The sequence below is a fragment of the Arthrobacter sp. NPDC055138 genome (assembly GCF_053607305.1).
On the sequence record NZ_JBSGTH010000001.1, the window covers coordinates 363,108 to 378,956 of the forward strand.

The window sequence follows — 15,849 nt, forward strand, 5'->3', positions numbered from 1 at the left end:
AGACTTCGATGTCCGCCACCCGCCCCCACACCGCCAAGCATGCCAACGGGTCCACTCCCGAGATGCGGCCGCCCCGGTCCAAAATCATCAAGACGCTGATTGGCACCGGTGCCGGAAATGCCGTCGAATGGTACGACTGGGCCATCTATGCCACCTTCGCCTCCTTCATCGCTTCCCAGCTGTTCAGCAAGCAGGACCCCTCCAGTGCCTTCCTCGCAACGCTCGCGATTTTCGCCGTCGGCTTCGTGGCCCGCCCGCTCGGCGGTTTCATCTTCGGCTGGATCGGCGACAAGGTCGGCCGCAAGGCATCGCTGACGCTCTGCGTCGGGCTGGCCTCGCTCGGCTCCCTCGCGATCGGTCTGACCCCCACGTACGACTCGATCGGCGCCGGCGCGTCCCTCATGCTGCTCATCGCACGGCTCATCCAGGGCCTCGCGCACGGTGGCGAACTGCCGAGTGCCCAGACTTACCTGTCGGAAATGGCCCCCGCCTCCCGGCGCGGATACTGGGCCTCGCTGATCTATGCTTCGGGCACGGTCGGCATCCTGTTCGGTACTTTGCTGGGCGCGGTGCTCTCGAGTGTCATGCCGGAATCGGCCATGGCCGCCTACGGCTGGCGCATCCCCTTCCTCCTCGGCGCGGTCTTCGGCTTGGTCGCTCTGGTCATGCGCTCCCGCATGGAGGAGTCCGCACTCTTCGAATCCCAGACGGCCGCCCATGACGCCGCCGTCCCCGGCCGTCCGGCCCCGGCCCGCGGCGGCCTGTTCACCGACCTGGCCCGGCACTGGCGCCAGGCCTTGCAGGTCATCGGCCTCACCGTCGGGCTGACCGTCGCCTACTACGTCTGGGGTGTCTCCACCCCGGCCTATGCCATCAACGTGCTCAAGATCGACGCGACGCAAGCTCTCTGGGCCGGGGTCGCAGCCAATCTGGTTTTCATCGTTGCCCTGCCACTATGGGGCCGGCTCTCGGACCGGATCGGCCGCAAACCGGTCCTGCTCATCAGCGGCATTGGCAGCGCCACCCTCTTCTTCCCCGCCACCTGGTTCGTCCAGCACTCGGCCGTGCAACTGGGTCTGGCCATGTCCGCCATGCTGGTCTTCATCGCCGGATCCGCCTCGATCATGCCAGCGGTGTACTCGGAACTCTTTCCCACTGCCGTCCGCACCATCGGTGTCGCGATCCCGTACGCCCTGTGCGTCGCGGCGTTCGGCGGCACCGCGGCCTACCTGCAGGCCGGGTTTGGCGTCTGGTTCGGCGAAGCCGGCGCCACAGCCTTCGGGCTGTACACGATCGGCCTGCTGCTCGTCGGCGCTGCAACGGTGCTCACTCTGCGCGAATGCCGTGGCGTCGACCTCGGCAACCGGTAGCCTGCACCACCGGGTGACCGCCACTGCGTGCGGATCCGGAACCATCGCTACCCGAATAGTCCCCGGGGCCGGCGCACTCCGAATATCCGGAACCATAGGCATCTCCCTCAGGGGCTTCCAAAGCGGAGGCCGATAACGACGCATATGCCAAGTTTTGCCAAGGGACGATGAAGGTTCCGACATTACGAAAGGGGGCTGGCTCGCCGTTCGGCATGCCAGCCCCCTTTCCACCGTTCCTATTGCTGGAGCTGATGGCGTTATTAGTAGCTGATGACGTGGGGCTGGCCGAGGTGGTTAAGGCCTTCGACGCCGAACTCCAAGCCGTAGCCGGACTGCTTCGCACCGCCGAACGGTACCCGCGGGTCCACGGCGCCATGCTTGTTGATCCACACCGTGCCAGCCTGAATCCTGGCGGCGACCTCGCGGGCCTTGTCCTTGTCGGATGACCATACAGAGGCGCCGAGGCCGACCTCGAGAGCGTTGGCCATCTCAATGGCTTCGTCCAAGCTGGAGTACTTAACGATCGGCAGGGCCGGGCCGAACTGTTCCTCCGCGACGAGCGGGTTGTCGTTGTCGATGTCAGCTACCAGGGTGGTCGGGTAGAAGTAGCCCGGCTGGCCCTGTTCGGGGTTGCCGCCGAGCACGATGCGGGCGCCGGAGTCCTTGGCCGCCTGGACCAGGTCCGAGACGACGTCGAACTGGTTCTTGTTCTGCAGCGGGCCGAGCACATTGTTCTCGTCCAGGCCGACACCCATGGGCATGGCCTTCGCAACCTCGGTCAGCGCGGTGACGACGTCGTCGTAAATTCCCTCGTGCACGTAGAGGCGCTTCAGCGCCGCGCAGGTCTGGCCGGTATTAATGAACGCGCCCCAGAACAGGTCCTCGGCGATCGCTTGCGGGTCGGCGTCGGGCAGGACGATGCCGGCGTCGTTGCCGCCGAGTTCCATGGTCAGCCGCTTGACGGTGTCGGCGGAGTTGCGGATGATCGCTTTGCCCGCGTCTGTGGAGCCGGTGAACATGATCTTCGCGATCTGGGGGTGTTCGACCAGCAGGTTGCCGACGGTCCGGTCTCCAGAGACTACGTGCAAGACGCCGTTCGGGAGCGCTGTGTTCAGAACGTGCACCAGGGCGATGACCGACAGTGGCGTCGAGCTGGAGGGCTTCATGACGACGGTGTTGCCCATGCGTAGGGCGGGGGCGAGCTGCCAGACGCCGATCATCATGGGCCAGTTCCATGGGCCGATCGCGCCGACCACGCCGAGGGGGCGGTAGTGGAGTTCGGCGCGGCCGCCGTCGTCGTCGACCAGCAGTTCGGGTTCGAGTTCGAACGATGCGGTGGCGCGCAGCCAGGCCGCGCAGGCCCCGACCTCGAAGCGCGCATTCGGCCCGTTCAACGGCTTGCCCTGCTCGCGGGAGAGCAGCTCGGCGAGGGCCTCGGCCGAGGCCTCGACGGCGTCGGCTGCACGGTTCAGGTAAGCGCTGCGCTCCCCGTGTCCGAGCGCGGCCCACTCCGGTTGTGCCTCGCGGGCAGAGGTGACGGCGGATTCGAGGTCCGCTGCCGTGTGTTCGGGCGCGCGGCCGACAAGTTCGCCGGTGGCCGGGTCCAGGATGTCGCGGCCGCCGTGGGCCGGCTGGACCGCGGCTAGCAGTTCCGCCGCCGTGGCGTAGCTTGCGTGTGTGGTCGTTTCGATGCTCATAATGTCTTCCTTGTAGATCATGATGTGGTGAGGCCTGCTTTTGTCAGCGGACTGCAGGCTCAAGCCTCGTGCGTTACCTGTGCTGGTCGAGCTTGCCGGCGACGGCGCGCGCGGCGGACAGACCGCTTTCGATGGCGCCGTCGATGAATCCGCCCCAGCCGTTGGCGTAGTCGGAACCGGCGAGGAAAACGTTCCCTTCGGGGCGCTGCATTTCTTCCAGACTTTCCGACAGGTATCCCGTGTAGTGCATCGGCCAGGTGGATTTGGCGAACTCGTCGCCGACCCACGAGTGCCCGGTGATTTCAAGAACCTCAATCCCGGGGACCAGTTTCTCCAGCACATCCTGCGCCGCGTCCCGGTCTTCGACATCGACGGCGTTACCGTCCGGTCCGAAGGCGACCAAGGTGGTGCTGTCCTCGTCGAAGTATTCGGACTGGACGAAGTTGATGGGCCAGTCTTCGGCGCCAAAGGCTACAAACCGGTCCCACTTGCCCTTAACCTTGATCCACACCTTCGCCCCCAGGCCTGCTTGGCCGCGTGAGGCAGCGGCCTGCTTGCCTTCTGACAGGGCCGGGCTGAACTCGACAGTATTCAGGGCGTTCAACGGCAGCGTGACGATGACTGCCTTTGCCGAATGGACCACTCCATCCGCGGTGGTGACGGTGACCCCGGCGTCGTTCTGCTCTACTCGCTTGACGACACTGTTGAGGTGCAGATCTGCCGTTGTATCCGCCAGGATCGCGGCGGCCAGGGCGGCCGTTCCGCCCTGCACCTTGTAGGTGGCGCATGCTTCGAACATAAGCATCCAGTCGCCGCTGGCGGCCGAGCACCAGCGCAGTGCCTGGGTGAAGGCCGCGTCTTCAATTTTTCCGTTGAAGTTCAGCGACCAGAAGGTGCGCAGAAGCTGACGGGCTTCTTCGTCCAGGTTCAGCGCGTCGATCCTGGCGGAGACGCTCTCCTGATCCACGCCCTTGACCGCGGGGTTGCTCAGCGGCTGGTACGGCAACGGGACCAGTTCACGGGTTTGCTCCAACAGGCGCTTGTTGGGTTCATCGATGATCTCCAGTACCCGTTCGGCTGGCCCCTCGTGCCGTTGTCCATCGGCCCACCAATAGGCCTTCTCGAACTCCGCGCCGGCGACCACACCGATGCCGTATCTGGTCATCTCCGCCCACACATGGGGCTGCACCCAATGGACCCAGGTGCCTCCGAGTTCAAGGCCGCGGCCCATCCGCTCGTCCACCCAGGTGCGGCCTGCGACCCGGTCGCGCGCCTCGAGAATCTTCACGGTATGTCCGCGTTGCGAAAGTTCGCGGGCAGCGGTCAGGCCCGCGAACCCGGCTCCGATGATAACGACGTCAGTAGTGGTGCTCATTGGTTGCTTCTTTCGGGGAATGGTCAGCTGTAGACGAAGAATTCGACGGTGGGTTCAACCACGGTCCAACGGGTCTTGGCTCCCTTGGAAAAGGAGGCCATGCTGCCGGCCTTCAGGTCGAAGGTGTCGCCGTCGAGGACCTCGATGTGGAGGTGGCCGGAGACGATGTAAATGGTCTCGTCTTCTTCGATGGGCAGGTCGAACGGCTCCGGGGCGTCTTCGGGAGTGACATGCCAGATACCGGACGCGAGGGCCTGATTGCCGCCGTCGCCGTTGCGGCGCAGCCACTGGACCTGGCCGACCTCGAACGGCTCATACTGGGTTTCGGTGTGGTCGGCGTGGAAAACGGGTGAGGTCATGGTGATCTCCTTGGATTGCGGGTGAGGGTTTGTGTTGCAGAGGTTCTAGAGGTGGTGGGTTGGGGAGGGAATCCGGGCCGGAACGGTCCAAGACATGAGGTCTTCGGCTGTGAAAGCGTTTCCGGCGTAACCGTGGCGTTCAGCGCTTTCCGCCAGACGCCGATTCCACTCGGCTGTTGAGACGATGCGCGGGTCCGCCGGTGCGAGATGGGAAAGAATCAGCGTTTCCACCCCGGCCCGGTGGGCGACCATACCGACGTCGGCGATGTCGGTATGGACGGTGCGCATGTGTTCGATCGCTTCGTCCCATCCGAGCTCGATGCATTTGTCGACCCAGGCGACTTCGTGGACCAGGCAGTCGGCTCCGCGGGCGATCTGCACGACGTTTTCGGAGACAGCCGTATCGCCTGAGAAGATGATCGATCGGGTGGCCGTTTCGAAGCGCAGCGCGTAGGCGGGGAAGACCGCGCCGTGGGGAACGGGCACTGCTTGGACCGCGATGTGCTCGTCTTGGAAGATGTCGAGGGGCTCGAAGACGGTTCCGCTGAGGACCGTATTGAGCGAAGCGCCGGCATGGAGCGGTATCTCGCGCACATCCACGAACGACTGGGGGTTCATTGCCATGTCTTCGAGGAGGAAGAAGTCGGTGCTTTGCGAGAACGCCTCGAACTGGAGCTCCAGCATTCTCCGCAGGCCTACTGGCGTGGAGCCGTGAGCCCAAGTCTGGCCGCGGGTGGGTTGTCCAACTGGTTTTACCGGTGCGCCGGGACCGACGATCGGCAGCGGCGGCCTGATGCGGTCGGGGGCCGCGAACTCCGTAGCGTACAGCAGCGGAAACTGGATCAGGTCGATGGTGTGGTCGACGTGAAGGTGCGTGATGAAGATTCCCGCGAGATCTTCCATTTCGAATCCTGCGGCCCGGTACTGGGTCAGCGATCCTCGGCCGCAATCGATGATGTAATGACGTCCGGCAACTGAGAGGACCGTTGAGATTCCCGTGCGTCCGACGACGGCGGGTGGTCCCGCCGCCGTTCCTAGGAAGGTAAGCGTGACGGCTTCACCTGTGTCTTCGCGGCTGATCCGAGTCTGTTCCCCCGGAGTTGTCGTCGCGTTAGTCATTGTTGCTGGTCTCCTTGATTGTTTCTTTCTGGTCGCCAAGGTCTTGCGTTCGTTGCAAATGCTGGCGGATGACGTAGAAGACGGCTCCAAGGAGGAGCAGGACCAAGGCGATGATGATCTCCGAGCCTTCGCCACCGGCTGCCAGGCCCGGGTTCAGAGCACCAACGATGAGGATGGTTCCGTTGAAGATGCTCAAGACCGCCGCCACCGGTATCCATTGCCGACCCAGTTTCAGCGGGCGCGAAACATGGGCGTGTGTGCGGCGCATGACGAGGAATCCGACTGTGGCAAGGGTGACCGAGAGCATGTACCCGAGGTTCGCCGCGATGACGATGGCTACAGGACTACCCACGAAAAAGATCAGCACGAGGTTCACGATGAGCGTGAAGACCAGAGCACCGGCCGGTGCTCCGTTCCGGTTTGTGCGGGCCAGCTGCCTGAGCGTCAGCTTTTCCTCGGCGAGACCTTTGAGCGCGTGCGAGGCATCGGCCGAAGCGGACAGGAGGGCGGCGGCATGCGCCAGCACCAGAATGACGGCCACGGCTGCGCCCGCGGTCTCACCGAACGTCTCGCGGTAGAAGTTGACGCCGAAATTAACCGGGTCGGTGACTACGCCCTGCTCTCCAACGGCGCCGGCCGTCATGATCGGGACAAGGGCGTAGACCATGATGAAAACCATGGCCATCGTCTTCAAGGCACGTTTCGTGTCGCGAACTGGCCGCCGGTACTCGGGTGCGAAGGTCGCGCACAGCTCGCTGGCGTAAATGGACCAAGCCCCTACATACATCCACACCAGGATCGAGGCCAGACCAGTACCTTCACCGAATACATTGAAGGTGAAGCTCGCCGTTGACCAGTCCGCCGTGAACATAGGCAGCAGGACCAAGCCGGCCAGCACAGCGACCACTGCTACTGCCACCGCCTTATTCAGGTTCACGGTGACATTAAGCCCCAACAAATTGGCACCGATGGCCCCCATGATCACTACGGCGGCGAGAATCTGCGGCAGCCCGACGGAAGCGATGCCCAGGTCGACACTGAAGTCGGCAGCGCTGGGGACCCACTGAACTGTCGCGATGTGCCCGATCTGGACTGCTGCCAGGGAAAGGGCCAACCCCCAGCCGCACCAGTAGCCGAACGACGCAACGGAGGCCAGGAGCGGCGAGAACTTCTTCCACGCCTCGGCGGCGAACAGCGCCACTCCCCCTGACTTATCCGGGAACATGGCCGCCATCTCGGCAAAGAGATAGTTCTGCAGCATGGACACGAGAGCCAACACAATGCAGACCAACGCTGCACCCCAGATCCCGAGTGCGCCGGCCGTTGAACCGGCCACAACGAAGACGGCACTCGTCGTAGGCATGCACATAGCGACGGTGTCCCGGGCCCGCAGGCCCTTGCGCACATGAGGTTGCAGGGTAGTTTCTGCCATGAGTATCACCTTTGAAAGTAAGGAACGGCGGGAAGGGGCGGAGCGCTGCGCTGCACTCTTAGTACGCCCAAGCAAGAAAATCCTGTGCTACAGGCTGTGACGTCGATCTCAACTCTGCACTCGCTTAGTTCTAGTTGTCAATACCCTGCAAGTGCTTAGTTTTGAGATAGGCTTGTGTCGTGGATAACAGCGAAAAGGCCCAGAAGTACGGTCAAGGCCGGGAAGCGTTATTGGCCGCAGTGGTCGCACTGGTGGCCGAGCAGGGACTTGATGCGTTCAGCTACCGCAAGGTTGCTGAACGGGCGGGCGTGAACAACACGCTGATCTCACATCATTTCGGCTCGAAGGAAGCCCTGCTGGAAGCCGCAACTGAGTGGGCTGTCGCCAGATCACAGCAGGTCACGGATCTCGCCGCCGGCTCTTCGCTGGATGAGGCGTTCGCCGAGCGGCTGACGCGGATCGTGGCCGAAGAGCCGCATCTGCAGCTGTTCCAGTACCAAATGATCTTGGCCTCTGGCCGAAGCGAGGAAATGCGCCGGATGGCCGCCGCCTTGTATGAGAGCTATCTGGGCGTCATGCTCGACACCCTGGAGGAGTATGGCCTTCCTCGTGACAAGGCCACGGCGCGTGTCATCTTCGCCGCTCTCGACGGACTGGTCCTCCAACAAGTCACCGTCGCCTCACGCGAGGAGATCAGTGCTTCGATAACGAAGCTCGGCCAATTGCTGAAGCTCCAAGCCAGCGCCCTCGTGGGCTGAAGGCCTAATATCGCTTGCTATGCGCCGACCCCCTACCCGCCCTGCATGCGGGAAGGGGAGACTCCTTCAATGCGGGTTCTTCTCCGCCTGATTTATTAACCCGAGGCTACAGCTGAATACATGCCGCGGCAGGTTTGGGTGCCGGCTCACTCTGACAGTGGGCGGCCCGCATCTCTATGACACTCACCGGAGCCAGCGTCCCGTCTCAAACAACCATGAAAGTGGCCCGGCACCTTCTGGGCGGCCCCTGTTTCGTAACGGTGTCTGCCGTTAGAAGCGCCCAGGCGTTGCCTGCGGCCGGTGCGCCCAAGGCACCGAAACCGCCCAGCTGTTCCCGCTCATCCTCTTTGCATTCCAGGCCCTGACCGGTCGCTCCTGGGCCTACTGGGCCCGTCTGACAGACGACCTGCCCATCCTAGGCGCGCGCTAGGATCTACCGTGCAGGCAGCCCCGCCAGTGAAATCCTCTACCGTGAAGCGATTGCCTCGCGCTGGCATCGCCGCCGATGAGTGCATTTGGAGTGCAGAGCGTTTACACGGTTTCCAGAGGCAACGACTTTACATATCGTCGGTTATCGGCTTTATGGCCAGAGCAACGCTGTGGCCCTGCTTCGGCCCCGGGAGGAGTGGCAACTGTTGCATCCGGAAAGGTTCACATGGGTGACGGCTTGGCCTAGACTGAGGCCCACCTGATGAGTTCCACCATTTAAAGACATCGAATCAAGTCGCTTTCTGGCGATGGTCAAGGGTGTTCAGCGCTGGGGTGGAAACTGACGAAAGAGCTGACGCCTGCCATGAGGTTATCGTCCTTCAACTCCCTTCCGGCTTCCGAGGCAGCCGCGCTGCTTCGTCCGTGCGTGGATAATTCCCGCTGGGTGGCGGAGCTGGTGGCTGCCCGCCCGTTCGCTGGCAAGGAGCAACTGCTGGCCGCTGCCGAAACCGCGGCGGAGCCTTGGAGCGAGGCAGAAATCGACGCTGCGCTGGCCCGCCACCCGCGCATCGGCGAACGTGCCGGGGGCACCGGCGCCGAAGCGGAAATGTCCCGCGGTGAACAGGCCGGGGTGCCGCGTGATGGTGCGGTTCAGGCGGAATTGCGTCGGCGGAATCTTGCCTACGAGGAAAAGTTTGGCCGCGTCTTCCTGATCCGCGCCGCGGGCCGCAGCACCGAAGAGATTCTGGAGCAGCTCAACAGCCGGCTGGACAACTCGCCGGAGGATGAGATCGAGGTGGTGGGCCGGCAGTTGCGGGAGATCGCCCTCCTGCGGCTGGAGGGAGCGATCGAGCCGTGAACATCAGCCAGATCACCACCCACATCCTCGACACCGGAACCGGGAAGCCCGCGGTCGGCGTGAAGGCCGTGCTGGAAGCGCGATCGGCGTCCGGCTGGCAGGAAGTTGCCGAGGGGAAGACCGATGGCGACGGCCGGATCAAGAACCTTGGCCCAGAGGCAGTCGAGGCCGGCATCTACCGAATCAGGTTCGAGACGGGGCCGTACTTCGAGGCGGCGGGAACGGAGACCTTCTTTCCGTCGGTGGACGTGGCCTTCGAGATCAAGGACCCGGCCCAGCATTACCACGTGCCGCTTCTGATCAGCCCGTTTGCTTACTCAACCTACCGAGGGAGCTAGCCAGGATGAGCACAACAGCCAACGCCGGGGCTGCCAGCCGGGTGGTCCTCGGCCCCAACCAGTACGGCAAGGCAGAAGTTCGCCTGGTCAAAATCACCCGGGACACCGACCGGCACCGGATCCAGGACCTCAACGTCACGTCCCAGCTGCACGGAGACTTCGAGCGGGCCCACGTCGCCGGCGACAATGCGCACGTGGTCGCGACGGATACGCAGAAGAACACGGTCTACGCCCTCGCCCGGGACGGGGTGGGAACTCCCGAGGAATTCCTGCTCCGACTGGGACGGTATTTCACCGGCAGGTTCGATTGGGTCACCGGAGGACGTTGGGCGGCCGAGCAGTATTTCTGGGACCGGATCAATGAGCATGACCACGCCTTCTCGCGCAACAAGAGCGAGGTGCGCACCGCCGTCGTCGGTATCTCCGAAACGGGGGCCACCGTGGTGGCCGGGCTGCAGGGCCTGACGGTGCTCAAGTCCACCGGCAGCGAGTTCCACGGTTTCCCGCGGGACAGGTACACCACGCTGCAGGAGACCACCGACCGCATCCTGGCCACGGACGTCACGGCGCGCTGGCGCTACCGGAGCACGGAGGTGGACTTCGACGCGGTCTACGCCGGTGTCCGGTCGCTGCTGCTCAAGGGCTTCGCGGAGACCCATTCTCTGGCGCTGCAGCAGACCATGTTCCAGATGGGACGGCTGGTGTTGGAAGCGCAGCCGGAGATCGACGAGATCAGGATGTCGTTGCCGAACAAGCACCACTTCGCCGTGGACCTGCAGCCGTTCGGGCTGGATAACCCGAACGAGGTGTTCTTTGCCGCCGACCGGCCGTACGGGCTGATCGAGGCCGCCATCCAGCGCGAGGGGAGTCCGGCCAGCCACCGGATCTGGGCGACCATGCCGGGATTCTGCTAGCCCGACGGCGGCGGCCGACGCACAGACCGATGCCTTAGGACGAACCCTCAGGAAGGATCACGATGACGATCGCGATAACGGACCAGCCGCCCGTGGCCGGGGCCGAGGAAATCCTCACGCCGGAGGCGCTGGCCTTCATCGAAGACCTGCACCGCAGGTTCGCCGGCACCCGGGACGCGCTGCTGGCCGACCGCGCCGAGCGCCGCCGCGCCGCATCGGAGTCCGGCAGGCTGGACTTCCTGCCGGAAACCGAGCACGTCCGCACCGGCGACTGGAGCGTTGCCGAGGCTCCGGCGGCTTTGCAGGACCGCAGGGTGGAGATGACCGGGCCCGCGTCGCCCGCCAAGATGGCGATCAACGCGCTGAACTCGGGCGCCAAGGTCTGGCTGGCCGACCTGGAAGATGCCTGCGCGCCGACCTGGCACAACATCATTGATGCGCAGGTCAACCTCTACGGAGCCGCCCGGGGCAAGCTGTCGCACACCTCCGCCGAGGGCAAAGAGTACCGGCTGCGCACCGACGCGCCGCTGGCCACGGTGGTGGTCCGTCCGCGCGGCTGGCACCTGCCGGAAAAGCATCTGACGTTTGACGGCACTCCCGCCATCGGCGCACTGGTGGACTTCGGTCTGCACTTCTTCCACAACGCGGCGCATCTGGCTTCCACCGGGCAAGGTCCGTTCTACTACCTGCCCAAGATGGAGAGCTATCTGGAGGCGCGGCTCTGGAACGAGGTGTTCACCGTTGCGCAGGACGCGCTGGGCATCCCGCGCGGGACCGTGCGGGCCACGGTGCTGATCGAGACCATCCCGGCGGCTTTCCAGATGGAAGAAATCCTCTATGAACTCCGCGAGCATGCCTCGGGTTTGAACGCCGGCCGCTGGGACTACCTGTTCAGCATCATCAAGTACTTCCGTGATGCGGGCGCGGACTTTGTCCTGCCGGACCGCGCGAGTGTGTCGATGACGGCGCCGTTCATGCGGGCCTACACCGAGCTGCTGGTCAAGACCTGCCACCGCCGGGGCGCCTTCGCCATGGGCGGGATGGCCGCGTTCATCCCCAACCGGCGCGAACCGGACACCACCGCCCGAGCGGTGGAGAAGGTCCGCGCGGACAAGACCCGGGAGGCCGGCGACGGCTTCGACGGCTCGTGGGTGGCCCACCCGGATCTGGTGCAGATCTGTCAGGAAGTGTTCGACGCCGTGCTGGGTGACAAACCGAACCAGCTGGGCCGGCTGCGCGACGACGTGCAGGTCACGCCGGATCAACTGCTGGACATTCCGTCCGCCGGCGGCGAGGTCACCGAGGCCGGCCTGCGGCTGAACCTCTACGTGGCGGTGGCCTACACCGCCGTCTGGCTGTCCGGCAACGGGGCGGTGGCCATCCACAACCTGATGGAGGACGCCGCCACCGCCGAGATCTCGCGCTCGCAGATCTGGCAGCAGCTGCACAACAAGGTGGTGCTCGCGGACACCGGCAACACGGTCACCGCCGAGCTGGTCGAGAAGATGCTGGCGGAAGAAACCGAACGCCTGCGCGGGGAAGTGGATCCCGAGGAGTTTGAACGCCACTACCTGCCCGCCAGCAGGCTGATCGGCAAGCTGGCCACCGGGGCGGAGTTCGTGGACTTCCTGACCCTGCCGGCCTATGAGCTGGTGTCCTGATGGCCCGCCGACTGGCCCTGGGGCCGGACGCCCTGGCCTGGATCGATGCCGAGCTCGCCGCCACCGACCGCCTTCTCGCCACCCATTACCCGGGCGAGACGGCAAGCCGCCAGCCGGTCCACACCGTCTATATTCCCGCCGACGCATACGTCCCGGAGCTGCCCGCTCGGTGGGGTACCGAGGCGCTGACGGTTACCAAGGCCCACGGCGGGCTGGAACGGCTGGCGGTGTCTTTGGAACTGGCAGAATCCGACCAATTGGCCGAGCTGGTCCGGCGCAAGCTGGAGACCGAACCGATCGAAGACCTGCGCGTGGACTTCGAGGACGGCTACGGCCAGCGCGACGACGAGGAGGAAGACGCCGCGGCTGTTCGGGCCGGCGAGCTGGTGGCCCGGGCGGCTGCAGAGGGGACGGCGCCTGCGTTTGTCGGCATCCGGTTCAAGAGTCTGGAGGCGGCCACCCGCGCCCGTGGACTGCGCACGCTGGACCTGTTCATCTCGTCCCTGATCGACCATGCCGGCGGACACGGCCTGCCCAACGGGCTGGTGCTCACGCTGCCCAAGGTCAGCACCGTGGACCAGGTCCGGGCCATGGTGTACGCCTGCGAGCAACTGGAGCGCGCGCACGCTCTCACACCCGGACGGCTGCGCTTCGAAGTCCAGGTGGAGACGCCCCAGCTGATCCTCGCCGCGAACGGCACGGTGCCGGTGGCCCGGCTGATCCACGAGGGCGCCGGGCGCGTGTCGGCCCTGCACTACGGAACCTACGACTACAGTGCCTCGCTGGGAATCGCCGCTGGCTACCAATCGATGGAGCATCCGGCGGCTGACCACGCCAAGAGCGTGATGCAGGTTGCCGTGGCGGGAACCGGCGTGCGCCTCTCCGACGGTTCCACGAACATCCTTCCAGTCGGCGACGCCGAGAACGTCAGGGCGGCCTGGGCGCTGCACGCCCGGTTGGTCCGCCGGCACTTGGAACGCGGCATCTATCAAGGCTGGGACCTGCACCCGGCCCAGCTGGCCACCCGGTTCCTGGCCACCTACGCGTTTTATCGCAGCGGGCTGGAGTCGGCTGCCACGCGGCTGAGGAACTATGTGCAGGGGATCGAGGGAACGGTCCTGGATGAACCCGCCACCGTTCGCGCGCTGGCGGGCTTCATCGACCGCGGGCTGACCTGCGGCGCGGTGGAGGAGGCCGAGTTCCTCCGGCTGGCGGACGTTCCGGTGTCGCGGCTCCGCGAACTGGCTTACCCGCCCAGAGTCTCCGTGCCGGAGGGAACGCCATGAGCACACCGCACTACTACGCGAATCCGGCCGGACTGCCACCGCAGACCGACCTGCTCAGTGACCGCGCCATCGTGACCGAGGCCTACACGGTGATTCCGCGCGGCGTGCTCCGCGACATCGTTACCAGCGCGCTGCCCGGCTGGGCCGGTACGCGCACGTGGATCCTCAACCGGCCGGTCCCGGGCGGCGCCAGCACGTTCGCGCAGTACCTGATGGAGGTGGACCCCGGCGGGGGATCGGGGCGGCCGGAAGAGCAGCCGACCGTGCAGGGTTTCATCTTCGTGGTCAGCGGCGAGCTGTCCGTGACGATCGAGGGCGAGCGTCGCCAGTTGCTCCCGGGCGGATTTGCCTACGCCCCGGCGGGTTCGGCATGGGCGGTGAGCAACGACGGCGATGCGCCCGCGCAATTCAGCTGGATCCGCAAGGCCTACCAGCCGCTGGAGGGCCACAGCGCCAAGCCGGTCTTCGGCAATGAGCAGGACATCGAGCCGGTGCCGATGCCGGATACGGACAACCGATGGCGCACCACCCGGATGCTGCCGGTGGATGACCTGGCCTACGACATGCACGTCAACGTGGTCACGTTCGAGCCGGGCGGCTCGATCCCCTTTACGGAAACGCACGTGATGGAACACGGGCTCTACATGCTCGAAGGCAAGGGGGTGTACCGGCTGAACGGCGACTGGGTGGAGGTGCAGGAGGGCGACTACCTGTCGCTCCGGGCCTTCTGCCCGCAGGCTTGCTACGCCGGCGGGCCGTCCAATTTCCGTTACCTGCTGTACAAGGACGTCAACCGGCAGATCATGCTCTAGGGCCGGAAACCGCCGCGATTCGAGACAGGAGCAAGCCGCGTGGCCGACACCGAAGGACAAGCCTACGATTTTGTGGTCCGTGGCGCGCGGGTGATGACGCCGGACGGAACGGGGCCGCGGGAGATCGGCGTGCGGGCCGGGACGATCACGGCGATTGCACCGTTGGGAGCGGGGCTGCAGGGCGACAAAATCCTTGAACTGGCAGCCGACGAGGTGCTGATCCCGGGCCTGGTGGACACGCACGTCCATGTCAATGAGCCGGGGCGCACCGAGTGGGAAGGGTTTGCCTCCGCAACCCGCGCTGCGGCAGCCGGCGGCGTAACCACCATCTTGGACATGCCGCTGAACAGCATCCCGCCCACCGTGAATGTGACCGCGCTGGAGGAGAAACGGGCCGCCGCCGTCGGGCAGGCCTTCGTGGACGTCGGTTTCTGGGGCGGTGCGGTGCCGGGCAACAGCACGGAGCTGCGGCCGCTCCATGACGCCGGGGTCTTCGGCTTTAAGTGCTTCCTGATTCACTCCGGGGTGGACGAGTTCCCGCCGCTTGGCCCGGCGGAGCTGGAGAAGGATTTGGCCGAGCTGGCCGCCTTCGACTCGCTCATGCTGGTGCACGCCGAGGATGCGGCGACCATCGACCGGGCGCCGCATCCTGCCGGGACCAGCTATGCGTCCTTTCTGGCCTCCCGGCCTAGCAGCGCGGAAACCGCGGCGATAGCGGAGGTGGTCGACCGGGCCCGCAGCACCGGGGCACGCGTCCACATAGTGCATTTGTCCTCCGCCGACGCGCTTGCGGAGATCGCCGAGGCCAAGGCCGCGGGGATCCGGCTGACGGTCGAGACCTGCCCGCACTATCTGACGCTGACGGCCGAGGACATCCCGGACCGGGCCACCACCTTTAAATGCTGTCCGCCCATCCGCGGGGCAGCCAACCGTGACCGGCTCTGGGCAGGGTTGGCCGACGGGACGATCGACTGCGTGGTCTCCGACCACTCACCCAGCCCGCTGGGCCTGAAGGACCCGGAGCACGGCGACTTCGGCACCGCCTGGGGTGGAGTCGCTTCGCTGCAGCTGGGCCTGCCGCTGGTCTGGACCGAGGCACGCCAGCGCGGCGTAGCGCTGGAACGGGTGGTGGACTGGATGTCCGCCCGGCCGGCCGCCATCGCGGGCCTGGGGCGCAAGGGCCGGATCGAGATCGGCGCCGACGCCGATTTAGCCGTTTTTGCCGACGCGGAAACCTTCGTGGTGGACGCGGCGGCGCTGAAGCATAAGAACCCGGTCAGCCCCTACGACGGCAAAACCCTCACGGGCGTCATCCGCAGCACCTTCCTGCGCGGCGTTCCGGTCGACGACGAGATGCCGCGCGGACGGCTGCTGCGCCGCAGCCAAGACTGAAAAGGCCCGACGCCGGAACGCGGCGGCGCCCGCGGCTGCCACCCAATT

At 65.4% G+C, this 15,849-nt stretch carries 14 protein-coding genes; 9 read left to right on the top strand and 5 right to left on the bottom strand.

Annotation, left to right across the window (positions count from 1 at the left end):
• Nucleotides 1-8 precede the first annotated feature (8 nt).
• On the top strand, nt 9-1,370 hold the full coding sequence (locus ACWF5H_RS01740; protein ID WP_452034432.1) for an MFS transporter: 1,362 nt from the start codon (nt 9-11) through the stop codon (nt 1,368-1,370).
• 260 nt (nt 1,371-1,630) lie between these two features.
• Here ACWF5H_RS01740 and ACWF5H_RS01745 read toward each other — a convergent pair whose 3' ends face one another.
• The 5 genes from ACWF5H_RS01745 to ACWF5H_RS01765 form a co-directional block, all read right to left on the bottom strand.
• Entirely contained in the window at nt 1,631-3,067 is a 1,437-nt protein-coding gene (locus ACWF5H_RS01745) for an aldehyde dehydrogenase family protein (protein WP_452034434.1), read from the bottom strand.
• A gap of 73 nt (nt 3,068-3,140) precedes the next feature.
• Complete coding sequence (locus tag ACWF5H_RS01750; RefSeq protein ID WP_452034435.1) at nt 3,141-4,442, bottom strand: flavin monoamine oxidase family protein; 1,302 nt, start codon at nt 4,440-4,442, stop codon at nt 3,141-3,143.
• A 23-nt stretch (nt 4,443-4,465) separates the two neighbouring features.
• Nucleotides 4,466-4,801 carry a cupin domain-containing protein gene (locus tag ACWF5H_RS01755; RefSeq protein WP_452034436.1) on the bottom strand — a complete coding sequence of 112 codons (336 nt, stop codon included), beginning with the start codon at nt 4,799-4,801 and terminating at the stop codon, nt 4,466-4,468.
• Between the two features lie 45 nt (nt 4,802-4,846).
• Nucleotides 4,847-5,920: an MBL fold metallo-hydrolase gene (locus tag ACWF5H_RS01760; protein ID WP_452035317.1), complete on the bottom strand. Its 1,074-nt coding sequence runs from the start codon at nt 5,918-5,920 to the stop codon at nt 4,847-4,849.
• Nucleotides 5,913-7,352 carry an APC family permease gene (locus tag ACWF5H_RS01765; RefSeq protein WP_452034437.1) on the bottom strand — a complete coding sequence of 480 codons (1,440 nt, stop codon included), beginning with the start codon at nt 7,350-7,352 and terminating at the stop codon, nt 5,913-5,915. The genes ACWF5H_RS01760 and ACWF5H_RS01765 overlap by 8 nt, the downstream gene beginning before the upstream one ends.
• A gap of 179 nt (nt 7,353-7,531) precedes the next feature.
• Here ACWF5H_RS01765 and ACWF5H_RS01770 point away from each other — a divergent pair, with 179 nt between their 5' ends.
• The 8 genes from ACWF5H_RS01770 (at nt 7,532) to allB (ending at nt 15,801) form a co-directional block, all read left to right on the top strand.
• Nucleotides 7,532-8,110 carry a TetR/AcrR family transcriptional regulator gene (locus ACWF5H_RS01770; protein ID WP_452034439.1) on the top strand — a complete coding sequence of 193 codons (579 nt, stop codon included), beginning with the start codon at nt 7,532-7,534 and terminating at the stop codon, nt 8,108-8,110.
• A 793-nt stretch (nt 8,111-8,903) separates the two neighbouring features.
• Nucleotides 8,904-9,398 carry a 2-oxo-4-hydroxy-4-carboxy-5-ureidoimidazoline decarboxylase gene (gene uraD / locus ACWF5H_RS01775; protein ID WP_452034440.1) on the top strand — a complete coding sequence of 165 codons (495 nt, stop codon included), beginning with the start codon at nt 8,904-8,906 and terminating at the stop codon, nt 9,396-9,398.
• Complete coding sequence (gene uraH / locus ACWF5H_RS01780) at nt 9,395-9,736, top strand: hydroxyisourate hydrolase (protein WP_452034441.1); 342 nt, start codon at nt 9,395-9,397, stop codon at nt 9,734-9,736. The genes uraD and uraH overlap by 4 nt, the downstream gene beginning before the upstream one ends.
• 5 nt (nt 9,737-9,741) lie before the next feature.
• Nucleotides 9,742-10,650 carry a factor-independent urate hydroxylase gene (gene pucL, locus ACWF5H_RS01785; RefSeq protein ID WP_452034442.1) on the top strand — a complete coding sequence of 303 codons (909 nt, stop codon included), beginning with the start codon at nt 9,742-9,744 and terminating at the stop codon, nt 10,648-10,650.
• 62 nt (nt 10,651-10,712) lie between these two features.
• On the top strand, nt 10,713-12,311 hold the full coding sequence (gene aceB / locus ACWF5H_RS01790; protein ID WP_452034443.1) for a malate synthase A: 1,599 nt from the start codon (nt 10,713-10,715) through the stop codon (nt 12,309-12,311).
• Nucleotides 12,311-13,597, top strand: a complete 1,287-nt coding sequence (locus tag ACWF5H_RS01795; protein ID WP_452034445.1) for a DUF6986 family protein — start codon at nt 12,311-12,313, stop codon at nt 13,595-13,597. The genes aceB and ACWF5H_RS01795 overlap by 1 nt, the downstream gene beginning before the upstream one ends.
• Entirely contained in the window at nt 13,594-14,409 is an 816-nt protein-coding gene (locus ACWF5H_RS01800; RefSeq protein ID WP_452034446.1) for a bifunctional allantoicase/(S)-ureidoglycine aminohydrolase, read from the top strand. The genes ACWF5H_RS01795 and ACWF5H_RS01800 overlap by 4 nt, the downstream gene beginning before the upstream one ends.
• Before the next feature lie 39 nt (nt 14,410-14,448).
• On the top strand, nt 14,449-15,801 hold the full coding sequence (allB, locus tag ACWF5H_RS01805) for an allantoinase AllB (RefSeq protein WP_452034447.1): 1,353 nt from the start codon (nt 14,449-14,451) through the stop codon (nt 15,799-15,801).
• The last annotated feature ends 48 nt before the right edge of the window (nt 15,802-15,849 follow it).